Origin of the sequence: Bacillus sp. JUb11, assembly GCF_024807925.1 — a bacterium.
In the GTDB taxonomy this organism is placed as follows: domain Bacteria; phylum Bacillota; class Bacilli; order Bacillales; family Bacillaceae; genus Bacillus; species Bacillus altitudinis.
The window spans coordinates 155,752-178,927 of sequence record NZ_JANUEZ010000003.1; the positions used below are offsets into that span (position 1 = coordinate 155,752).

The window sequence follows — 23,176 nt, forward strand, 5'->3', positions numbered from 1 at the left end:
GGGATTTTCCCTCGTCCTATTTTGATTCGATGTCCTTGATACACCAGTTGATTTCATCGATCCCCATTTGCTTTAAATAGGCGTTTACTTTTGAGAACGGACGGCTGCCAAAAAAGCCGTTTCTTGCAGAAAAAGGACTTGGATGAGGTGACTCAATGATGTAATGCTTGCTTTGATCAATTCGTTCTTTTTTATTTTGCGCATGTCTGCCCCAAAGCACAAAAACGACTGGCTGATCTCGGTCATTCAGGACGTCGATGACGCGGTCTGTCACACGTTCCCAGCCTTTGCCTTTATGCGAGTTCGCTTCTCCTTTTCTTACAGTGAGCACGGTGTTTAACAGCAAGACACCCTGCTCTGCCCAACTGACAAGCGAGCCATGGTTAGGGACCGGACAGCCCAGGTCATCCTTTAGCTCCTGAAAAATATTTCTCAAAGATGGCGGATGTTTGACACCAGGCTGAACAGAAAAGCTTAATCCGTGTGCCTGTCCTGGACCATGATAAGGGTCTTGTCCCAAAATCACGACCTTCACATCTTCATACGACGTCAAATGGAGGGCACGATAAATGTCATCTGGCTTTGGAAACACGATCTGCGTACGATATTCTTCCTTTACCCACTCACGTAATTCCTGATAATATGGCTGTTCAAATTCACTTTTCATCACAGCCCACCAGCTATCATTTAAAAATGGCTTCATTGCGGTTGTCCTCCTTCTGTCTGCTGTGCCAATCTTGAGATCATCGGTTTTCCATCCCATACAATCTCACTCTCTGATTCTCGTTTTTTCATCGCTGGTTCTTCTAATAGGACAGCAAAGTTTGCTGTCGGCAAATCACCCAACCCATGCTTTTCACTCAGGTCATCTAAGTAGGTCTTCCTTGTTTCACCAAGATCACTCGACTGATTGCCCCCACCATCAAAGAACGCATAGATCACACTGGCAGTCGGCACTCGTTTGGCTCGTGCATGCTGCGTAACACGCAGGAAAAAGTCCCAGTCCCAGTAGTGATGCATCGCTGGATCAAAATAGCCGATCTCATCATGTATGCGGCGTTTGTACATACTACCAGAAGGAACATATGTAGAAAAAACACGCATGTCCTCAATGTCCGCTGTATAAGCAAACAAACGTCTTGATACTGGAATTCGAGTCGCACCTCGTTCTTCAAACGAAACAATTTCCGCATCCGAAAAGACAAAATCAGCGTCTTCTAGCGCCTTGCTCATACGTTCAATATGACAAGGCGTAAAATAATCATCGTCATCACTCAGCATAATGACGTCACCTGTCAGCTCCCGCACCCCAACATTTCTTGCGTTCACATGCTGGACATTCTCATCTAAATGAATCAAGCGGATTGGCAGCTCTGGATAGAGTTCCTGAATCACGTCCACTCGCTCTCCTGCATCATTTACGACCACAATTTCAAAAGGCTGTACGCTTTGTCTCGAGATGGATTCAAGCAGTTCACACAATGCGCTCAACCGGTTATGTGTCACAATTAATAAAGAAATCTTCATATCGGCCTAACTCCTTTAATAGATTCGTCTTTTTCATTAAAACATAAATCGGCTTTCTTCTCATGATATAAAAGACGGTTTGATTGATCGAGAAAATGGGAATTTTTGATGAAAAGGAGTGATGATGATGGAATTTTTCACAGTTGAGAATAGTAAAGAAGCCAAACAGACGATCGAACAGATACATTCAGCAAAGGACGATGTGTTTGTTTTTGCGTATGACCCCGAACGCTCTGATACCGTTACTGAGTATACGGAAGCAAAGAGCATGACAACTGTCGATCAAGGGATTTTAGATCAGATCGCCAATGTCATTCGCACCAGGGATGATGAGCTGATGGCCAAGATGATGTCGACCGGCGCCGATCAAGAATTAGCCTTAACGCTTTTAGAGGAGCTGAAAAAAGGGAAATTGGTGATTTGTAAAAGATAAAGAATGAGGCGTTCCATGAAGAGTGGAAGAAGAGTGGAACGCTTTTTTATGCCGTTTCATTGTGATAAATGGAAAAGCTGATTATAATAAGGGATAGAACAGTAACTGTTACACATCACATTGGAGGTTCAGCAACTATGTCTATGAATAAAGCACTCACCATCGCAGGTTCGGATTCAAGCGGCGGTGCAGGTATCCAAGCAGATTTAAAAACGTTTCAAGAAAAAAACGTCTACGGGATGACAGCTTTAACCGTTGTCGTTGCAATGGATCCTCATAACAACTGGGATCATCAAGTGTTTCCAATCGATACATCAACCATCCGCGCGCAGCTCTCGACGATCGTGGAAGGCATCGGTGTAGATGCGTTAAAAACAGGTATGCTGCCAACAGTTGACGTCATTGAACTCGCAGCTGAAACGATCAAAACATATGAGCTGAAAAATGTCGTCATTGATCCTGTTATGGTATGTAAAGGTGCGAACGAAGTCCTTTACCCAGAGCACGCTGAAGCATTGCGCGAAAAGCTCACACCACTGGCAACAGTTATCACACCTAACCTTTTCGAAGCAGGTCAATTAAGCGGCATTGGCGAGATCAAAACGATGGAACAAATGGAAGAAGCCGCAAAACGTATCCATGAACTTGGTGCAAAATATGTGGTCATCACTGGCGGCGGCAAGCTAAGCCCAGATAAAGCGATTGACTTGCTTTATGATGGACAAACCTTCGAACGCCTTGAAACAGATAAGATCGACACAGAATACACACACGGCGCAGGCTGCACATTCTCAGCCGCAGTCACAGCTGAACTAGCCAACGGCTCAGACGTGAAAGAAGCCATTTATGCAGCAAAAGAATTCATCACAGCTGCCATTAAAGGCTCTTTCCAACTAAACGAATACATCGGACCAACGAAACATTCCGCACATCGTTTGGACAAATAAAACAATAAAAACCGATCCGCCGCTTGGGTGAATCGGTTTTTTTGTTTATCGTAAGCTGAGTCTCTGTGCAAATAACCAATCTGTTAAGCCTGGCGTCTCATAAGCAGGCGTCCATGATGCATGATCATACCCATACTTGCTTGCATACTCGGTATAAATCGGTCTTCCACCAGCTTTTTGAATAGCTTGAATTGTATTTCTCGCATAACTGATAGGAATAATGGAATCATCCTCTGCATGAAATGCCCATATTGGTTTGTTCGCTAAAATTCCTGCCTTACTTGGATCTGCACCCCCCGCAATAGGAATCATCGCTGCAAACAAACGAGGATATGTGATGTTCAACTGATACGAGCCAAATCCGCCTTGAGATAAACCAGTCGCATAAATCCTTTTCTGATCAATCTTATAAGAAGTTAACACATGCTGAAGCACATCATACGCTTTGTGTAAATCTGGTGAAAATTGAAACACATTTGTCAGGTCGATTTCATTTTGCACGTTTCTTGTTAAAGCAAAACCCCCATCCACAGCATTTCGAGCCTGAGGTGCTAGTACGTATGCAGGATGTTTCTTTTGAACTTCAGGAGAAGCCCATAAAACTGCACCATCATTTGCAAGTAACTGCTTTTGATTATCAGTCCCCCGCTCCCCTCCTCCATGTAAGAACAGGACGAGAGGATAAGCTTTACCTCTCTTATGATTTTTCGGAATGTATAACCGATAAGGCATTCCTTGATATTCAAAAGATAAAAAAGATGAGACAATGTCCTCTCGTGTGACAAAACGATAATTATACGTAGACGTAGCAAGGCGATGCCTATTTTTGTAAACGCTTACTTTTAAAGTCGTATCGGTATCAATTTGAATAGGCTTTGTATATCGCTGACTTTGAGTTGTCGGCTGGCTGCCATCTGTTGTGTAATAAAGAGAAGCTTTTGGCACCTGAGATTGGAGTGCCACCTCTTGTGAGCGATAATATTGACCAGATGGTACGGAGGCAGTAGGTGTAAAAAATGATGTGTGTTGCGTTCGGGCAGATGAAACGGAAGGATGAAGAAAACTCATAGAAAATAGCACAATGATAAAGGTGATCAGACATTTCTTGGTTGCATGGTTCATATCGTTCCTCCTGTATATGCTCAGATGAATTTTTATTTATTTTGTATCATGACAAAAGAAATGTCAACGCTTTCATTTAATTTTTCTGAATGATCTGACTAAAATAAAAAAAGCATACCCGCTCCCAGGTACACTCTTTCACCATACTTTTTTTACCTACTTTTGCTGATCAGATTCTTTCGCCATTTTTCGAATAAAGGCTTCAATGGATTCAACAAATAAGGCATATTCTTTCATTTGTTTATACGTATCTGACAGCTTCTCTTTTAATTCTTCCTGCTCTAGAGAAGGTTCACCGAGAATAGATTGGACTTGAATCAGCAATTCTTTATATTCTTCACGTTTATCTTCAACATGATCTGCCATTGTCTCCAAGCGTTTTCTAGTCGTCGGCTGCTGTTTTGAATTCAAGTAAACAACCCCTTTTTGTCCTACCGCATTTGGATAAACGTCAGCCTCAGCTGTATATATTTTAAAATGATACCACAATTGAACCTGTTATCATATATGTAAAACGTCATCAAACCGCTTTAGGCCAACCTTGTATATACATGATATAGGCTTTAAGATACAGGCTGATCTCACTAGAAAAAAGCAGATCAATGATCTGCTTCTTTTTGCAAATGCCACGTCTTCAATTTAAGCTTCGTTTCATTTCTACCACTGATGGAGATTGATTTATTTCCCGGGGAAGGAAAGTAACGTGCAGTAAATACTTCCCGGCCTCCGTTGACAAAAATCTCAATCGATGATGCATCAATAAAGATATGCAAATCCTGTAATTCATCAATTTCTACTTCACGAACTTCCTTTGTTCGATCTTCAAATCGATCTCGCTCTAACGTTAGTTTGCCTTCATCTTTATCATAAATGATACGAGCAGCAGCACGGATACAGCATTCAAATCCTTTTTGTGTTTCAATTTGATCAATGAATACCTCTGCGCTCGTCAAATCTTCAACAGGAATGGAGTGAACAGATCGTTTAACGTGAAAAACATGCTCCTGCTCATTTGTCCGCATAGATCGAAGTTCACTTACCGGCTGTTGAATAAGACGCCCTTCATCATCTAAACGAAGCTCTCTCGGAATCGTCAAACAATGGATCCATTGATAAGAGACAGTTGGGTGATGCTCTTCCCCTTGATCTGGTACACCCATCCATCCCATTAAAATGCGTCTGCCCGATTCATCTTGGAAAGTCTGCTGTGCATAAAAGTCAAAGCCACGATCCAGCTCCTCAAACGCTCCATGCGTATATTGGTAGGTACGATCATCCAATGTACCAACAAAATAACCAGATTGATATGTATTGTTGTATTTGAATCCATCAGGCTTCAGCCCCTGTGGTGACACGATCAATACATCCTGACCGTCTAATTCAAACAGATCTGGACATTCCCACATGTATCCGAAATGATCTAATCCATTCTTTCCACTGCCTGCAATAATGCCTTGAAACGTCCAATTGTCTAATGTATCAGATGTAAATAAGACAAGATGTCCTTTGAGATCTTCACTTTGTGCTCCAAGGACCATGTACCACTTTCCATTCCGCTTCCACACCTTCGGGTCACGAAAATGTGCAGTGAATCCCGCTGGCAAAGTCGCCACGACACCTTTTTTCTCAAAATGAACCCCATCCTCTGACACAGCTAAACATTGATATGTCTCACGGTTCCCTTGCTCGTCACGGACATTTCCGGTATACATCACGTACATACGACCATCGTCAATGACTGCACTGCCAGAATAACAGCCATTTTGATCAAACCAATCACTTGGCGTGAGGGCAGCCTCTTCATGCTGCCAATTCACTAGATCGGTTGATGTGTAGTGACCCCAGAATTTTGCCCCATGACCTGTTTTAAATGGCTGCCACTGATAAAACACATGGTAGACTCCCTTCCACTGAATCAATCCATTCGGGTCATTTAAAAGACCGACTGGCGGCATTAAATGGAAGTTCTGACGGTACACATCTTTTTTCACCAAATGCTCATAGTTTCGAATACGATCTGTTACCTTTTGACGAAGTGCTGCGTCCGTTGTTGTCATCACTGTGACCACTCCTTGATTATTTTTCGACTTCTTTGATTTTAAAGATGATGGTAAGAATAAATGAAACAGCAACAGCTATTAACATACCAATAACATAATTTACCACATTTTGTAAACCAAATGGAGCTGCAATTGCAATCATCGGAATCCCTGTTAAACCATAAGCGTTGGCGGCTACCTTCGTGAAGACGACAAACGCCCCGCCTAATGCACCTCCGATCATTGCAGCAATAAATGGCTTACGATAACGAAGATTCACACCGAATATGACCGGCTCTGTAATACCTAAGAAAGCAGAAAATGCTGCTGGTAATGCAATTTCTTTCGTTTTTGCACGCTTTGCTAAGAAAAAGACCGCTAGCCCTGCTCCGCCTTGAGCGACGTTAGACATGGCCCAGATCGGCAGCAAATAATTCCGTCCAATATCATTTAGAAGTCCTGCCTCAATCGCATGGAAGCTGTGATGAACACCTGTCAGTACAATTAAAGAATAAGCGCCTCCAAAAATAAGTCCAGCTAAGAATCCTGCATGGTCATAAACATAAGTGAGTGCATTTGAGATTCCTGTACCGAGCATTCTCCCTAGCGGTCCTACAGCAATAAACGTCACAAATCCAGTCACAATCACCGTCACAAACGGCGTCACAAGTAAATCAATACTGTTCGGCACAACTTTTCTTAAATTCTTTTCAATCACGCACATGATATACACAGTTAATAACACGGGAATGACCGTTCCTTGGTAACCAAGAAGCGCAATATCAAAGTTGAATAGATGCATATATTCTGGTTTTGCGTCTGTCAGTCCCCATGGATTCAGCAAGCTCGGGTGAATCATAATGCCCCCAATGACAGCTCCTAAATATGGATTTCCACCAAACTCTTTGGCTGCACTAACCCCAATTAAAATCGGTAAAATGATAAAGGCAGCACTTGAGAACATATCTAGCATTTGGAAGATGGCAGAGCTTGGATCAGCCCATTTGAAGGCTTTCATCATACCTAATAGACCCATTAATAAACCGCTTGCTACAATCGCTGGAATGATTGGTACAAAAATATTCGATAGCGTCTTGGCAAAACGTGCAAGTGGATTCATTTTTTGCTTCACGGCTTCATCATGACTGGCTGGTTTTTGATTCTCGTCGTCTGCCTCAAGACCCGCCTCACGAGCAAAAGGCTCATATACTTTGTTGACAGAACCTGTTCCAAATATGATCTGGAATTGACCCGAGCTTGAGAAGGCACCCTTCACACCCTCAAGTTCTTCAATGGCATCTTTGTCAATCAACGCCTCATCTTTCATCACCAATCGGAGTCGTGTGGCACAATGTGTTGCGCTAATGACATTTTCTTTGCCACCTAATAATGTTGTTAATTCTTTGGCTGTTTTTTGATAATCCATGTTGTCTCCCCCTTTTTTTAAAACAAAAAAGACCTAAAATTCACTAACGATTAAAGGACATACACGTCCCCTCGTTACGCAAATTTTAGGTCTTGCCTGCCTGACAGTCACAATCCCACGATATTGGTTTTTGATTACGCTTTCATCATAGTATAAGAGCGTGACCTGCGTCAACCTATTTTTTCGAATCAAATGACCCATATACACTAATTAGAGTAGTGTGCATAAAAAAAAGCCTGCGGACAGGCACAACCTTTACACCAATTCGGCATCCTGCAGACGCTGGACATGCAGCGTGATGTAGCCGATCTCCGATTTAGGGAGATGAAGTTCATATTCTTTTTTCAGCAAATCAGCCAGTCCAAGTGCACACCGGTAAGCCGAATCATACTTTGTTTGGATAAAAGTCAGCATGTCATCGTCCATGATTTGAAATGCTTCATTCGATTCCAACCTGCCTAATGCATACCTCAAATGTGTCACAAGCCGCTGATATGAAATACTATCCTCATCAATCGAGCGCTCAAAAACGCTTTCGATATGCTCGATCATTTCTTTGATCATCGTTGTGTATTTGACCGTCTTCTTCATGGACTCCGTATTCATTTTGGCCGTATGAATATGAAGCGCCACATACCCTGCCTCATCGTCCGGCAGGTCAACCCCAAGCCGCTCCTTTACATAACGAATGGCATACTTTCCAATATCATATTCCTGCTTATATAAGACTTTGATCTCACCAAGCAATTTATTATATAGCACAATGCCTTTTTGAACGCGTTCAATGGCAAAGGATAAATGATCTGTCAGTGAAATGTGAATATGATCACTGAGCGGCATCATGAGTTCACCCTCTGCATAACTAATAATATGCTCTGCCACCTCAATATGCGCTTCTGGCAATGTCGCAAGAATTTGTTTAAACTTCTCATTTTCTTCACGCACAACAAAAATCTTCTCTATTTTTTGAACAGGAACGACGTCATTTTTCCCCTTCTGAAAAGCAATTCCGGGCCCCATCACAATTTTCTCCTGATCACCCTCCTTTACAACCACTGCATTGTTATTCAATATTTTATATATCTTCAAGGGGCATCCTCTCCCACAGATAACGTGTCTTATGTGGGATTTTACCCTGTTTCAACTTTTCTGTAAAGATAAGAACGGACCGGCACGCGCCTCTCTCGTTGTCTTTTCATAAAGCATCATCAGACTTTCTTGAAACGGCTTTTCTGTCCTGCGCTTCTTCTTCTTTTCATCTGCCAGTTTCTCTAGCTTTCTCTCATTCACCGCAAGAAAGAATCCTCCATCCACTGCTGCCACTTTCACCCCTTGCTTCTTCAGCAGCTCACCAGGATTCACAAGCACATTCATCACAAAACCAAACCATACACTCAACCAGTTCTTCCATTTCTTCACTGAACATCCCTCCGCTTTCCTTAGAATCTAGCAGTTCTAGCAAATTAACTGTTCCTATCATATCCCGAGAAAAAAGAGAGGTTTGTCACAATCTGGGTGAAAAAACGAACTAGTTTTCAGAAGTTTTGTTGAAAAGTGCAGAAGATGATCATGTTCCACAATGTTTCTATGAAAATTTTATACACACACTATCCCAAAGATAAGCACATCTTATCAACAGGGTTTATCCACATATCAACACCCTCTTACTAGATTTTGTGTATGAGATTTTTTTATTTTCCATATATATATCTGAATAATTGAGTTATCAACAGATTATTGTGCATAAGTGTGACTTTATAAACAAAATAGTTCTTTATGACTATGTAAAATAAGACCATTTCAGTAAAGGAATTGGTTTCATCGTATGGAATACTTAATAACGGGCAGTGAATCTTTCCTATTTATCCACAAAAAGAAAGGCTATCTCCCTAAATACACAGCTAGAAAGGGGAAAATTAATTGAAAAAAGTAATCTCTCGTTCTTCTGTTCTATTGTTCTCCACTATTTTTACCTTATCCACATTCTTTTCAGGTCAGGCTGCTGCCGCTCCATCGAACAAACAGGTGGAACTGGAAAAAGCAGAAATCTTCGGCGAAATCAATGTTAAGTCTAGAAAACACACCACTGTCATTGTTGAATTAAAGGAAAAATCCTTAGTTGAAGCCAAGCAAGAAGGCGAAGCACAAACAAAAGCCTCCCTCAAAAAATCTCGAACTAAAGTAAAGAATGCAGCACTCAAAAAGTTAGATAAAGCGAGTGTTCGTCAAGAATATGAAAAAGTCTTCTCTGGTTTCTCTATGAAACTTCCTGCAAACGAAATCCCGAAACTGCTCGCAGTTGACGGAGTAAAAGCCGTTTATCCGGATGTTACATATCAAACAGATGAAGTGAAAAAGAAAAGCGTCCAGCTTCCTCATGAGGATGTCTCTCCACTCATGGATAAAAGTGCTCCATTTATCGGTGCCCCAAAAGCTTGGGATGCCGGCTACTCTGGAAAAGGAGTAAAAGTCGCTGTCATTGATACTGGAGTAGATTATACCCACCCTGATTTAAAAGGAAACTTCGGATTATACAAAGGCTATGACTTTGTTGATAATGACTATTCTCCACAAGAAACACCAAAAGGAGATCCTAGAGGCGAATCGACAGATCATGGTACACATGTCGCAGGAACAATTGCGGCAAATGGACAAATTAAAGGTGTCGCAAAAGATGCTATCCTTCTCGCCTATCGTGTCCTTGGACCAGGCGGATCAGGAACAACTGAAAATGTTCTTGCAGGCATCGATCGGGCTGTCACTGACGGAGCCGATGTCATGAACCTTTCTCTTGGAAACAGTGTGAATAACCCTGATTATGCAACAAGCATCGCACTGGATTGGGCCATGTCTGAAGGGGTTGTCGCTGTGACATCAAATGGAAACAGCGGGCCGAACAGCTGGACCGTTGGATCTCCTGGGACATCAAGAGATGCTATTTCTGTCGGAGCCACTCAGCTTCCGTACAGTTTATACAACGTGAAATTCCCGAACTATTCAACAGCAAAAGTGATGGGCTACTATCAAGAAAATGATTTAAAAGCACTTGACCAAAAACAAGTCACACTCGTCCAAGCAGGCATCGGTGACGAAAAAGCTTTTGAAAACATCGATGTCAAAGGAAAGGTGGCAGTGATTGAACGTGGAGCCATTGCCTTTGTTGATAAAGTGGACAATGCGAAAGCTGCTGGTGCGATCGGCGTTGTCATGTACAACAATACCGATGGAGAAATCCCTGTGGATGTACCAGGTCTAGCCCTTCCGACGATTAAGCTGTCAAAAGCGGAAGGAACAGCACTTGTTAAAGCCATTGAGGCTGGTAACAATACAACGACTTTCTCGATTCAATTTGTGAAAGAGTTAAGTGAACAAGTCGCTGACTTCTCATCTCGCGGACCTGTTGTCGATACGTGGATGATCAAACCAGATCTTTCAGCACCTGGCGTGAGTATTGTCAGCACCATTCCGACACACGACCCTTCTCAGCCATACGGCTATGGATCGAAGCAAGGAACAAGCATGGCATCTCCTCATGTAGCCGGAGTAGCAGCGATTATTAAACAAGCAAAACCATCCTATTCTACAGAACAAATTAAAGCGTTAATGATGAATACAGCAGAAACATTGTATGACCCAAATGGTAACCCGTTCCCTCACAATACGCAGGGCACAGGCAGCGTTCGAATCATCGAATCACTTCAAGCGTCTTCTATTGTGTCTGATGCAAGCTATTCGTACGGCACTTTCTTAAAAGAAAAGGGCGTTCAAATCAAAACGAAGAAGTTCAAGGTAGAAAACCTGTCAAAAGCACCGAAAACCTATACCATTGATTACAAGTTCGATGGCAACGGCATTAGCACAAACGGCACGAAAAAAATCACAGTAAAAGGGAATTCCACAGGGTCCTTTACTTCCGCAGTACAAGTGAATTATGGGAAAACGAAAAAAGGAACGTACCAAGGCAGTATCACCATTCGCGAAAATGGCAGAAAGGTCACTGAAATCCCTACTTTATTGATTGTAAAAGAGCCTGATTACCCGCGCGTCACTTCGGTTTCTGTAGAGCCGGATAACCGTGCTGGAAGCTATGTTATTAGCAGCTATCTCCCAGGCGGTGCTGAAAACCTTGCATTCCTCGTCTACTCGACAGATGGAGAGTATTTAGGTGAAGCAGGAGTTTATCAACATGTTGATAAAGGAGAGCATCGTGTGAAATGGAATGGCACGATCAATAAAGGACAGAAGTTAGAAGCAGGTGAGTATACAATGCTTGCGTATGCGAGCCTGAAAGGTAAATCAGATACGGTTCAAACGAAAGAACCATTCGATATTTATCCTGAATAAACAAGAATCACATAAAAAGCCTTGTATGAGCCCATCAGCTCAACAAGGCTTTTCTATCATGTATGGAGGAAAGAGAAATTCATGTTGATATGGCTATGGATCGTTTCTTTTATGTCGGCTTTTTTTCTCACGATCACCTTGGTTTATTTTTTTACCTTTTTACATGCAAAACAGCCTCGTCCTTTTCATCAAGCATGTGAACTGACTGTCTATACCACCTGCATTTATCCGCTTAGCTTGGCGATGACAGCTGCCTTTATTCTCACCATGATGCTCCTCTATCCCTTTTATTGGCTGCGCAAATGGTAAAATGACATACGTTATGCATCAAAAGCTTCTTTTAATAAACGATACGATGTGAGACGGTCTTGCATGTGATGTGTGATGGTCACAGCGATCACTTCATCTGTACGATACGCCTTTGCGAGTGCTGTCAGCTGCTGCTTCACAGAGGACGGCGTGCCAACAACCATCCTCTGTCGATTGGCTGCTACTCGTTTTTGTTCATATGGACTGTAGGAATAGGCCTTTGCCTGTTCAAATGAAGGAAAGCCGCCAAGGTTCTGTCCTTGTTCGTTAGCTAATAATGATAAATCTAAGCTAACAGCCAATTTTTCTGCCTGTTCCTCTGTTTCTGCACATAAAACGAAGACCGCAAGACTGACACGCGGCTCATCACCAAATTCTGAAGGTTCAAATCGGCTGATATACTGCGACACAGAGTCTTCTCCGCCTTCTCCATTAATGAAAAGAGCAAACGTATAGCCTGCACCTACTTTTGCGGCAAGCCGTGCACTTCCTCCAGAAGAACCTAACATCCATACCTCTGGGGCAGTTTCTACCTTCGGAGAAGCAGTCAGGTGAGGCAGCGGATAAAATTCATCGGCTAAATCATGTAAATACACCCTTAATTCTTCTACCTGCTCAGGGTATTGATCACCAAGTCGCTTCCGTTCTCCATGATGAAGGGCAATGGAGGAGATCGGCATACCTCCAGGAGCACGTCCAATGCCAAGATCAATTCTGCCCGGAGCCAAGGCTTCGAGCACTCTGAAGTTCTCTGCTACTTTATAGGCACTGTAGTGGGGCAGCATGACGCCGCCTGAGCCAATACGGATATGTGACGTCACAGCAGATAAATGACCGAGAAGCACCTCTGGACTCGATCCTGCGAGCCGGTTTGAAAAGTGATGCTCTGATACCCAAAAACGATGATAGCCCCATTTCTCTGCCTGCTTCGCCAGCTCGACTGTTTGCTTCAGTGCCTCAGCAGGCGTCGCATCTCCAATCAAAGGAGATTGATCCAGTATACTTAATTTCATGATGTCGCACCTCTTACACAAATCCCCCTCTCTCACTCGAAAGGGGGATTTCCTGATTTATTTTCGATTAAAGCCCTTCTCTTTCACAAAATCTCCGAGGAAAGCACGTTTTGGCTGACTAAAGCCTCGAAGCATTTGCTCAGACCATGTATCTTTTCTCTCACCGTTTGTTCGTTCTTCATAATATGATGAAATACGATCATCGTATTCTTTTAAATAACGATCCACATGAGCTTCGTCTTGCTGATATGTGTTTTCATGGTAGATTAGCTCAACGGGCAGCCGTTCCTTTTGAGATGATGGATTGGCAGGATGTCCTACAGCCAATCCGAATAGCGGCAGCACATAGGAAGGTGTTTCAAGTAGTTCGGATACTTCCTTCAGCTGATTACGCAGTCCGCCGATATAGCAGATGCCAAGTCCCATAGATTCTGCGGCGACACTGACATTTTGCGCAGCGAGCGCCGCATCAATCACACTGATAAGAAAGGCTTCTGTATTTTCAAGCGCCTCTTGATGGTTCTTTCCTGCTTTTTTTGCGATATAGTCGTGGCGTTTCAAGTCTGCACAGAAAACAAAAAAATGCCCATTCTTCTCAACGTATGGCTGATTTCCAGCCAGTTCAGCAAGCTTCGCCTTCTTCTCCTGATCTGTTACACCAATGATACTATACGCCTGTACATAGCTTGATGTCGAAGCAGCCTGTGCACTTTTAATAAGTGTCAGCACCTCTTCCATTGTCAGACGCTCATCTGTAAACGAACGGATGGACCGATGATTTAAGATGGTTTCTATCGTTTTATTCAATTCGAAGACCTCCTTCACTCCTACTATCATAAGTCAAATGAATATTACTTTTCAAAAGTTAGAACTCACGCCAAAAAGGCAGCCTACGCTTAGACTGCCCTTTACCCGTTTTATTTAAATAAATAACTTTGATATTTCGTTAATTGAACACTTGCATTATAGGCGATACCAAATCCAATAAGAACAGATAAAACAGAGCTTCCCCCGAAGCTGATGAATAAGAGTGGTATCCCCGTTACAGGCATGACGCCTATGTTCATACCAATATTCTGGAATGTATGGATGACAATCAATGCTGTATATCCTACACAGAAAAATGACGCAAACCGGCTATAAGGATGGATACGGTCGATCAGTACAACAAGCCTATAAATCAGGAAGAAGAACATGATGACCACAAATGCGCAGCCGACAAAACCAAAAGCTTCCCCTATGATAGAGAAAATCATATCTGTCTGAGCTTCTGGAACATACACTTTTAAGTTCTTAACACCGTTCCCGAAAATTTGTCCTGCCCCAATTGCCATAATGGCTTGCTCGACTTGATATTTATCCGATCCCGATGCATCCTGTGTCTGGGCTTGGTTAGCTGTCGAAGAACTATCAGGAAGCCAAGCGGTAATCCGGTTGATCTGATACTGCTGAATCCCGATCTTTTGTGCGAAATCAGGGAATAGAATAATCACGGCTAACACAGCGGCAACTAAAAGCACAACCACTGAACCGATGAGAGAGATCAATTTCCAGTTGACCCCTGATAAAAAGACCATGACAACGACAATAAACATACATACCGCAGCCGTACCTGCATCTTGCAAAAAGATGAGTCCGACTGGTACAGCAGCCACACCAGCAATTTTTAATAGTAGGAAAATATCATCTTCTAATGTTCGTTTTCCTCTTGGGGTTGCCTTCCCAATGACAGAGGCGAGCATCATAATCAAACCAATTTTCATGAACTCTGAAGGCTGAAATGTTCCAATTCCCGGTAACACGAACCAACTTTTTGCACCATTTTTAATTGGAGCAAAATCATGACCTGCAATTTGTGCAGGGGCAATTTTCAAAAGAATTAAGAGCATAATGCCGCCTATAAAAATATATAGACTTAACTTTTCTAATTGTTCCAGATCGAAGTAATTAATAGCCACAATACAGATGACCCCGACCATGTAGTAAATGATCTGTCTGGTCCATGCATTAGATCCATATTGCCCAAACTGTCCCGCAGCATAAATAGCGATGACACTGATGGCAAAGAAGGCTAAAAATATAAAAATCAAATCTCCTTGATAGTAAGGAGATGTATTCTGCTTGTTCATGAACTAACCACCCTTATTACAAAACATAAAAGCCCTTATTTATATTAGATTGAAATTTTCACAAAAGCAACTCACCTTAAATATGACGGAAGTGACACCTGAAAGGTTCCATTCTAATTTCAAAAAATGAAATACTTTTCATCCTAATAATAGGGAAAAATCCCTTTCTACTCTATCATGACAACCGATCATAAGTCCTTTAAAAAGATTATTTTACAGATTTTAAGGGGAAAATTCAATGACTTATGTGGCGATATGAAAGGTTAACATCTTGCCAGCATAAGCTTAACTGAGGTATAAGAAAAAAACAATTTCTGCGGAATATGGCCCATTTTCCAATTATTGAGTTTACTTCAAAGTCAATTGTGGTATAATATTTGTAACAAAATGTTCACAATATCTCCTAAAAACAGACACAATTGCATCCTGACCTCTCATTTGAATTGAACATCAACTTACAAAGGAGTTGGATACGATGGATATGTTCTTTGCGTACCTATGTATTGCAACAGCTACACCCCTGTTTTTATGGTTGGAAAACAGAAAGATTGCATTAGCATCTATTCCACCCATCATGATTATGTGGATTTTCTTCGGTCTTTACATGACAAGCAGTTTATCTCCAGCAGGACATACCTTCATGATCGCATTCTTTGCCATTAACGTGATTCTGGCTCACATTGCAGCATTCCTCATCTATGGACTTCCATTCATTCGCAAAAGATTCAGCAGCAGATAGATATTGCATCATCAATTGGAAGCGTTATCACAATCAGCATAAAAACCACTCACCTATGAAAGATGAGTGGTTTTTTATTATTTCTCTGAATGCTCAGACTGCTTTGGCGCAGATGGTGAATAACCGTCTTTGCTGTTCTCTCCGTGGCTGTAGTGAGCCGCGAAGATCCAAACAGACCCGATGACGAAAATGATCGCACAGAACAGACCAAACAAAGTATTTCCGACTTGAACAGTCCCGTTCTCACTCTCTGTCATATGCATGAACATGAACAGCTGCAAGAATGCTTGAATGAAGGCAAAACCAAAGATAATCCATAGTTTTGCGGAACTGCCAATTTCAGCTCCGATGGCAATCCAGAATGCTAAGATGGTTAGCACAATGGAGAGAATGAAGCCGACTACGTGTTTCCAAGGGAAGTGTTCGTGCTCTGCTGAGGAATGTGTTTTTCCAGCCATATCACAAAAGCCCCCCTAATCCGATCAAGTACACAGCTGTGAAGATGAAAATCCATACAACATCAAGGAAATGCCAGTATAGACTTGAGATAAAGATCTTCGCTGCTGTTTGTGGTGTTAATCCACGTTTTTTAATTTGGAACAAGACGCCCGTAATCCAGAAGATACCAATGGATACGTGTAATCCGTGAGTTCCTAAAAGAACAAAGAATGCAGACCAGTATGCACTTGTATGGATGCTCGCACCCTCATGTACATAATGGAAGAATTCGAAAATCTCAAAACCAACGAAACCTGCACCTAGAAGCAGTGTCAGAATCGTCCAAATGACAACCCCTTTTGTACTTCCACGGCGCATTTCATGAACGGCAATCCCACATGTAAATGAACTCACCAATAGCAGGAATGTCATGATCAATACAAGCTTCATATCAAATAGCTCAGCTGGCAAAACGCCGCCAGCTGTTCTGCCATGAAGAACAAAGTAGGTCGCAAAAAGTGTTGAGAATAACACGATTTCCGCGCCAAGGAATATCCAGAAACCAAGGATGTTTAAACGTCCTGTTTCAGACTGATATTCAAGCGGTGCATTTGCATAGCTGCTATCATTATGTCCCATTACTTCTGCGCCTCCTTATTCTTTTTCTCTGTTTCAATCACTTCTTCAACAGGAATATAGTAGCCATCGTCATATTCAAATGAACGTAAAATCATTGTTGCGAATACACCGATTAAGCCGATAACGCCAATCCAGTACCATTCAAATACAAGACCGAATGCACCAAGTCCGAAGAATGCAGACATGATTAGCGGTCTGCCTGAATTGTGCGGCATGTGAATTTTCTTGAATTCTTTTTCAGGATGAACGTCAACATTGTTTTGCTTCCAATGATGGAATGCATCTGGTGTCGTCACTTCTGGAAGTGCTGCAAAGTTATAATGCGGCGGAATTGCAGAAGATGTCGCCCAGTCAAGTGTACGTCCTTCTCCCCAGCTGTCTCCAGACACTTCACGTTTCGCGTGTCTCCAGCTGTAGTAAATGTTATAGCAAAGGATGATGAATCCGATACCCATCATGAATGCACCAATTGTTGAAATAAAGTTTAGTGCAGTCCAGCCATCTTCTGGTCCATACGTATAAATACGTCTTGGCATTCCTTGCAGTCCTAAGAAGTACTGCGGGAAGAAACAGATGTTAAATCCGATCATGAATACCCAGAAGAACCATTTGCCGATTCTTTCGTTTAACTTGTAACCAAACATTTTTGGATACCAGAAAACAAGACCAGCAAAACATGCAAAGACAGTACCTGCGATTAATACATAGTGGAAGTGGGATACAAGGAAGTACGTATTATGGTACTGGTAATCCGCAGCTGCCATCGCAAGCATAACCCCAGTCACACCACCGATTACGAAGTTCGGGATGAAACCAAGTGCCCAAAGCATTGGGGATGTAAAACTGATACGGCCTCGATACATTGTAAAGAGCCAGTTAAAGATTTTCACACCTGTTGGTACAGAAATCGCCATTGTTGTGATCGAGAAGAATGAGTTAACCGCTGCACTGTTCCCCATTGTAAAGAAGTGGTGAACCCACACAAGGAAACTAAGAACAGAGATTGCCACAATCGATACAACCATCGCTTTGTAACCAAACAACTGCTTTCTTGAGAACGTCGCAAAGATTTCTGAGAAAATACCGAAAGCCGGCAGGATAACGATATATACCTCAGGATGTCCCCAAATCCAGAAAAGGTTCGCCCAAAGCATTGGCATACCGCCCGCTTCGAGTGTAAAGAATGCTGAACCGAATAAACGATCGAATGTCATAAGTGCTAAAGCAACTGTTAAAACAGGGAATGCGAAAACGATAATGACAGACGTGATCAATGTTGTCCATGTAAACATTGGCATACGCATAAGCGTCATACCTTTTGTACGCATTTTTAAAATGGTCACCATGAAGTTAATACCTGTCATTAGTGTACCAATACCTGCAATTTGGAGCCCGAGCAAGTAGTAGTTCTGTCCAGGTCCTGGTGAGAAATCATTTCCGGCGAGCGGCATGTAACTCGTCCAGCCTGCACTTGGTGATCCTCCAATAACGAAGGAAATGTTGAACAGCATTGCTCCGACCATAAATGTCCAGAAGCTCAAGTTGTTCAAATACGGGAATGCAACGTCACGTGCACCAATTTGAAGAGGAACCACGACGTTGATTAAACCAATTAAGAATGGCATCGCCATGAATAAGATCATGATCGTACCATGCGTTGTGAAAATTTCATTATAGTGGTTTGAATCTAAAAACGTATTATTAGGAAGCGCCAGCTGCGCGCGCATCATCAGTCCGTCTACCCCACCGCGGAAGAACATAATCACAGCAGCAAGGATATACATGATTCCAAGCTTTTTATGATCAACTGATGTCAGCCATTCTTTCCAGAGCCATTTCCACTTTTTGAAGTAGGTTAAAACAAACACAATAGCAATGGAAGTAAGAGCGATAGAAATTTGCGCACCAAGAATTAATGGGTCTCCAGTTACAAAAAACTCATCCCATTTTAAATGCATAACGGCCTCCTCCTTTCCTTAGTCAGTTTATTCGTTTTCTAGTTTTCTTTTATAGTTCTTCACATTCTCGAAAGGATCTGTCTTGGAATGCGGAGAAACTGATTGGTAACCTAAACGTTTGCGTGCTTGGAGTGCATATTCAGAATCCTCTCCGTGCTTCGCAAAAGATAAATGTGTTGATGAGAATGTCTGCACATCTGCAGCATCAGGAAGCATCAAGTAGTCATACGTTTTCTTCGTTAACTTCGGTGCTTCTTTTTTCGTTTTATTTACCCATTTATCATAGTCAGACTGCGTCATCGCATTGACTTTGAATTTTTGCTGAGCAAAGCCTTCGCCTGTGAAGTTGGCGTTTCTTCCTTCATATGTGCCTACTTCATCAGCTTGAAGATATTGTTCCATTTCCATTCCAGCCATCGCATACTTCTCCCCGCCTAGCTGAGGAATCCATAGTGATGCCATTGTATCAGCGGAAGTGATTTTGAATAAAACCGGCTGATCTTTTGGAATGTTTAAGTAGTTCACTGTTTCAATATTTTCCTCTGGATAGCTGAAGATCCATTTCCAATCAACTGCTGTAGCATAAACGACAAGTGGATCTTTATGACTTGTTGCTTGAGGCGCCTCTTCCAAAGAGTAAATGGTTTTTACAGTTGGAACTGAAAGGGCAGCAACGATTAATATTGGGATCACTGTCCAGACAACTTCTAGAAGCGTATTCCCGTGTAGTTCTGGGTTATAAGAGGCGTTTCCAACGTCCTTACGCTCACGGTATTTAACCAAAATGATGGTAAACAGTACAAATACCGCACCAACGATAAAGAGCATGAATCCAATAGATAATAGGATTAAGTCTTTTTGTTGTGCTGCGACTGGTCCTTTAGGATCTAAAACAGCGATATTGCTGCAACCTCCTAATACAAAAACACTCACGAGCATCGCTAATAAAAGCATAGGTTTAATGGCTCTGAACAAGAAGATCACCATCCTTCCTTAAATAATGTATAAATTGCTGAATAATTGTGAAAAGCCATCTGCCTTCGAAAACTTTTCTTCCCTTTGTAATGCTATCAAAATCTGTTGGAGTTAGCTCCCCTTTTTTCAAAAGTTCATTTATTTTTCAACAGATTTCTATTGAAATGTCATAAATTCGCCATAAATTTATATTATTGCACACACAATAAATTTCTAGGATTTTGAAAAGTTGAGAGTTGAAGGCAAAGGACATACAATCAAGAACTTTGTCAAATTTAGGTTTACCACAATAAAAAAGTTTGGTCAAATTTCAATTTAACTTTATGAAATTTTATCTAGGTAAACAATTCTGAAATAGGTATCCCCATATTTAACAAAAACCTTACTCATTTTAACGCAAGTCGACAAGAAAAGAAAGTATCGATCCTCCGCCTATGCGCTGTAATGATTGGTAATGGTGATAAATGAGTGGAAACTCACTAAAGACTTCCAGCAAAAAACCGGCTCATCGCCGGCTTCTCATTATTCGTCTCTCACCAAAATGTCTGGTCGTCTATAGATGCTTCCTTCATGTTCTATGTCTATATACGTCCACTTGCCTGTATAGGTTAAAAAGCGATTTCCTTCTTTCTCGACGACCATCGTATCTTCTGATTTCAATCCTGGTAAGGAAGGATTCCAAGTGAATACTTGATGAAGCTGGATCTCTTCCACCGATGTAGGAACTGCAATGATCTCTCTAGACACAAATCCAGTCTTGCCACCTTGGTGAAGCTTTTTCCAGCTATCAGGAAATCCTTCTTTTTCATATTGAGCAATGCCGGCCTTCAATACATCTCCAATGGTGTTCCCTGGACGAGTAGCCGCATTCATGACCGTGTCAATTCGCGCAAGCCTTTCCTTGTTTTCTTCAAGCTCCTTTGGTAGCTGTCCAAAGTAAACGGATCTTGTGACATTTGCCACGAGTCCATGCCGTTCAGCACAAAGGACAACCAGTGCATGCTTTTGAAGTGCTTTTTCTGTTGGGATCGGGTGGCGATATTGATGAATCCGGTCATCTGTCGCCACAAGCAGCACTTCTATCGTCATTCCCTGCCCGATCGCTCTTTGAGCAACAAGCGAAGCAATTTCATGCTCCGTCTGTCCTGGAACGATTTCTTGACAGACACTTTCTACAATAACAGCTGTGTCATGACAAAGGGTTTCGTATTGGCTGAGCTGTGGCGCTGAAAGGATCGATCGAACACGAGACAAATCAGGTTCGATCCATTCCACTCCTTCCATTTGAATGTCCGCACCAATTCGTTTGTCTTTTATGAGTGTTTGAATGTAAGGAGTCTCATCCTCAAACCAATCCATTGTGACGACTTGAAAGGGATGGTCAAAATACGCCATTTCTTCTTCAATGATTCGTTTTTCTTCCATTTGATTCACAACTAGGACAATATCGTCTTTCAACACAAGTAGCTGACAAACGCCCTCTGGCGTGTTTAACACAATGTGGTTTCTTCTTCCTCCTGTAAGCCAAGAAAAGTTATTACGCTTTTGAATCAGAACACCGTCGAGTTGTTTTTCTTCCATTAAAGTTCTTACCTGTTCAATCATCAACTCATCACCTGCCTGTATGGAGTGTTTGAATGAAACGTTTAAATGCTGTTTTCCCTTGCTCTGTTCTTTTAAACACACCCGCCTGCGCGAGTATACGAGAAAAAATGAGGCCGATTTCTTTTTGTAAAATGGCTTCTACGTTGTCCTTCGTAAAGGTATTCTCTTCGATCAGACGCTCTGCCCATGACTCGTGCTTCATGATAGAAGGGCAGGCTTTGATTTCTTCAAGAGGGTGTTTGGATAGCAACGCCGCTTTTAGCAGGCTTAATTCCTCTGCTAATCTTCCAGGAAGCACGGCGAGACCCATGACCTCAATTAAACCGATATTCTCTTTTTTAATATGATGAACTTCTTTGTGCGGGTGGAAGATTCCGTCGGGGTGCTGCTTGTCTGTACGATTATTTCGTAGCACGAGATCTAATTCGTACTCATCCCCATGACGACGTGCAATTGGTGTAATGGTATTGTGCGGGGTATCTCCTGTATGAGAGAACAGCCCCGCTTCTGGATCTGAATACATTTTCCACTCATGTAATATAAAATCCGCTGCCTCCGCAAGCGTCTGCTGGTCGCTGCTTTGAAGCCTGATCACTGACATCGGCCATTTCACAATACCCGCCTTCACCCTCGGAAACTTTTCGAGAGAAAACACTTCTTCCATCTTTGCTTTCGCCATCGGAAATTCATGAGCACCACCTTGAAAGTGGTCATGACTTAATATGCTGCCTCCAACAATGGGAAGATCCGCATTTGATCCTATGAAATAGTGCGGATATATAGATATGAAGGAAAGCAGACGCTCGAAGGTCTTTTTAGATATCTGCATTGGTTCATGCTCGCCCTTGAACACAATACAATGTTCGTTGTAATACACATACGGCGAGAATTGCATAAACCACGACTCATTTGTAAGTGTCACCGGAATAATCCGGTGATTCTGTCTTGCTGGGTGATTGATGCGTCCTCCAAACCCAACGTTTTCTTTACAAAGGAGACAAAGAGGATATTGCTTTTGACTCAGCTTTTTGGCTTCAGCGATCGTTTTTGGGTCCTTTTCCGGTTTCGATAGATTAATCGTGATCTCAAGCTCACCATCTTCTGTCGGTGTAAACCACTGCACATTTTTGGCGATTCTGCCTGTATGAATATAGTGGGCATGCTGCTGCATTTCATAAAACCAGCATGTCGCTGCCTTTGGTCCGCAATGCTTGCGTTTCTCTTCAAACTTTGCATAGATGACACTCGGAGGCGCCACCAAGCAGCCCATGATTTTGGCATCTAATAAATCACGATACGTATCTGTCCCGTCAGGAATAAGACCTGTTTCAACTGCCCAATCGAGCATTGGCATTAAGATGTCTTCAAGGTCGCTGTCTCCTGAGACTGTTCTTGGCTCAGCATCATCGAGACCAAGCACCTCTAGCAGCCGGTTCCTTGTATAATCCATATCTAGTGGTGATATTAGCTCTTTATTGATCCCGTATTGAATCAGCTGTTCTAGCTTTTCAAAAATATCAATCGCCATTCCCT

Annotated in this window: 22 protein-coding genes; 5 read left to right on the plus strand and 17 right to left on the minus strand. The window is 42.2% G+C overall.

Features of this window, described 5'->3' with window-relative positions:
- Positions 1 to 16: 16 nt before the first annotated feature.
- Together M2369_RS06845 and M2369_RS06850 are read right to left on the minus strand one after the other, a co-directional pair.
- A complete protein-coding gene (locus tag M2369_RS06845; RefSeq protein ID WP_017360124.1) occupies positions 17 to 703 on the minus strand; it encodes a uracil-DNA glycosylase in 687 nt (228 codons plus the stop codon).
- Entirely contained in the window at positions 700 to 1,527 is an 828-nt protein-coding gene (locus tag M2369_RS06850) for a glycosyltransferase family 2 protein (RefSeq protein ID WP_041507949.1), read from the minus strand. Before M2369_RS06850 ends, M2369_RS06845 begins: the two co-directional genes overlap by 4 nt.
- Positions 1,528 to 1,654: 127 nt before the next feature.
- Here M2369_RS06850 and M2369_RS06855 point away from each other — a divergent pair, with 127 nt between their 5' ends.
- Entirely contained in the window at positions 1,655 to 1,960 is a 306-nt protein-coding gene (locus tag M2369_RS06855; protein ID WP_041507950.1) for a general stress protein, read from the plus strand.
- 137 nt (positions 1,961 to 2,097) lie between these two features.
- The gene (locus M2369_RS06860) at positions 2,098 to 2,907 is read left to right on the plus strand and encodes a bifunctional hydroxymethylpyrimidine kinase/phosphomethylpyrimidine kinase (RefSeq protein ID WP_008343648.1); all 810 of its coding nucleotides are present in this window, start codon (positions 2,098 to 2,100) and stop codon (positions 2,905 to 2,907) included.
- Between the two features lie 45 nt (positions 2,908 to 2,952).
- On the opposite strand, the gene M2369_RS06865 is transcribed toward M2369_RS06860, so the two are convergent.
- The 6 genes from M2369_RS06865 to M2369_RS06890 all read right to left on the minus strand — a co-directional run bounded on the left by M2369_RS06865 (position 2,953) and on the right by M2369_RS06890 (position 8,913).
- Complete coding sequence (locus M2369_RS06865; protein WP_041507951.1) at positions 2,953 to 4,029, minus strand: chitobiase/beta-hexosaminidase C-terminal domain-containing protein; 1,077 nt, start codon at positions 4,027 to 4,029, stop codon at positions 2,953 to 2,955.
- 156 nt (positions 4,030 to 4,185) lie between these two features.
- On the minus strand, positions 4,186 to 4,440 hold the full coding sequence (locus M2369_RS06870; RefSeq protein ID WP_008359596.1) for a hypothetical protein: 255 nt from the start codon (positions 4,438 to 4,440) through the stop codon (positions 4,186 to 4,188).
- A 188-nt stretch (positions 4,441 to 4,628) separates the two neighbouring features.
- Positions 4,629 to 6,086 (minus strand): sucrose-6-phosphate hydrolase, encoded by a 1,458-nt coding sequence (locus M2369_RS06875; RefSeq protein WP_041507952.1) that lies wholly within the window; start codon positions 6,084 to 6,086, stop codon positions 4,629 to 4,631.
- Positions 6,087 to 6,105: 19 nt separating this feature from the next.
- Positions 6,106 to 7,494: a sucrose-specific PTS transporter subunit IIBC gene (locus M2369_RS06880; RefSeq protein ID WP_035702471.1), complete on the minus strand. Its 1,389-nt coding sequence runs from the start codon at positions 7,492 to 7,494 to the stop codon at positions 6,106 to 6,108.
- Between the two features lie 255 nt (positions 7,495 to 7,749).
- Positions 7,750 to 8,583, minus strand: coding sequence for a PRD domain-containing protein (locus M2369_RS06885; RefSeq protein WP_041507953.1), 834 nt, complete (start codon positions 8,581 to 8,583; stop codon positions 7,750 to 7,752).
- A 51-nt stretch (positions 8,584 to 8,634) separates the two neighbouring features.
- A complete protein-coding gene (locus M2369_RS06890; RefSeq protein WP_024719488.1) occupies positions 8,635 to 8,913 on the minus strand; it encodes a hypothetical protein in 279 nt (92 codons plus the stop codon).
- A 501-nt stretch (positions 8,914 to 9,414) separates the two neighbouring features.
- On the opposite strand from M2369_RS06890, the gene M2369_RS06895 reads away from it, so the two are divergent.
- Positions 9,415 to 11,838 (plus strand): S8 family peptidase, encoded by a 2,424-nt coding sequence (locus M2369_RS06895; RefSeq protein ID WP_041507954.1) that lies wholly within the window; start codon positions 9,415 to 9,417, stop codon positions 11,836 to 11,838.
- Positions 11,839 to 11,919: 81 nt separating this feature from the next.
- Positions 11,920 to 12,147, plus strand: a complete 228-nt coding sequence (locus M2369_RS06900; RefSeq protein ID WP_041507955.1) for a hypothetical protein — start codon at positions 11,920 to 11,922, stop codon at positions 12,145 to 12,147.
- A gap of 11 nt (positions 12,148 to 12,158) precedes the next feature.
- Here the strand turns inward: M2369_RS06900 and M2369_RS06905 are convergent, their stop codons facing one another.
- The 3 genes from M2369_RS06905 to M2369_RS06915 form a co-directional block, all read right to left on the minus strand.
- On the minus strand, positions 12,159 to 13,163 hold the full coding sequence (locus tag M2369_RS06905) for an LLM class flavin-dependent oxidoreductase (RefSeq protein ID WP_041508124.1): 1,005 nt from the start codon (positions 13,161 to 13,163) through the stop codon (positions 12,159 to 12,161).
- Positions 13,164 to 13,217: 54 nt separating this feature from the next.
- Positions 13,218 to 13,967: an oxygen-insensitive NADPH nitroreductase gene (gene nfsA, locus M2369_RS06910; RefSeq protein ID WP_041507956.1), complete on the minus strand. Its 750-nt coding sequence runs from the start codon at positions 13,965 to 13,967 to the stop codon at positions 13,218 to 13,220.
- Between the two features lie 110 nt (positions 13,968 to 14,077).
- Entirely contained in the window at positions 14,078 to 15,289 is a 1,212-nt protein-coding gene (locus M2369_RS06915) for an FtsW/RodA/SpoVE family cell cycle protein (protein ID WP_008345489.1), read from the minus strand.
- A 475-nt stretch (positions 15,290 to 15,764) separates the two neighbouring features.
- On the opposite strand from M2369_RS06915, the gene M2369_RS06920 reads away from it, so the two are divergent.
- Positions 15,765 to 16,028, plus strand: a complete 264-nt coding sequence (locus M2369_RS06920) for a spore morphogenesis/germination protein YwcE (protein ID WP_008345491.1) — start codon at positions 15,765 to 15,767, stop codon at positions 16,026 to 16,028.
- Between the two features lie 77 nt (positions 16,029 to 16,105).
- On the opposite strand, the gene qoxD is transcribed toward M2369_RS06920, so the two are convergent.
- The 6 genes from qoxD to galT all read right to left on the minus strand — a co-directional run bounded on the left by qoxD (position 16,106) and on the right by galT (position 23,171).
- Positions 16,106 to 16,486: a cytochrome aa3 quinol oxidase subunit IV gene (gene qoxD, locus M2369_RS06925; RefSeq protein ID WP_007497818.1), complete on the minus strand. Its 381-nt coding sequence runs from the start codon at positions 16,484 to 16,486 to the stop codon at positions 16,106 to 16,108.
- 1 nt (position 16,487) lies between these two features.
- The gene (gene qoxC, locus M2369_RS06930; RefSeq protein WP_007497820.1) at positions 16,488 to 17,105 is read right to left on the minus strand and encodes a cytochrome aa3 quinol oxidase subunit III; all 618 of its coding nucleotides are present in this window, start codon (positions 17,103 to 17,105) and stop codon (positions 16,488 to 16,490) included.
- Positions 17,105 to 19,063: a cytochrome aa3 quinol oxidase subunit I gene (gene qoxB, locus M2369_RS06935; RefSeq protein WP_007497822.1), complete on the minus strand. Its 1,959-nt coding sequence runs from the start codon at positions 19,061 to 19,063 to the stop codon at positions 17,105 to 17,107. Before qoxB ends, qoxC begins: the two co-directional genes overlap by 1 nt.
- Positions 19,064 to 19,090: 27 nt before the next feature.
- On the minus strand, positions 19,091 to 20,047 hold the full coding sequence (qoxA, locus tag M2369_RS06940) for a cytochrome aa3 quinol oxidase subunit II (RefSeq protein WP_089374137.1): 957 nt from the start codon (positions 20,045 to 20,047) through the stop codon (positions 19,091 to 19,093).
- Between the two features lie 513 nt (positions 20,048 to 20,560).
- Positions 20,561 to 21,643: a M24 family metallopeptidase gene (locus M2369_RS06945; protein WP_035389879.1), complete on the minus strand. Its 1,083-nt coding sequence runs from the start codon at positions 21,641 to 21,643 to the stop codon at positions 20,561 to 20,563.
- Positions 21,644 to 21,650: 7 nt separating this feature from the next.
- Entirely contained in the window at positions 21,651 to 23,171 is a 1,521-nt protein-coding gene (gene galT / locus M2369_RS06950; RefSeq protein ID WP_259253783.1) for a UDP-glucose--hexose-1-phosphate uridylyltransferase, read from the minus strand.
- Positions 23,172 to 23,176 lie beyond the last annotated feature (5 nt).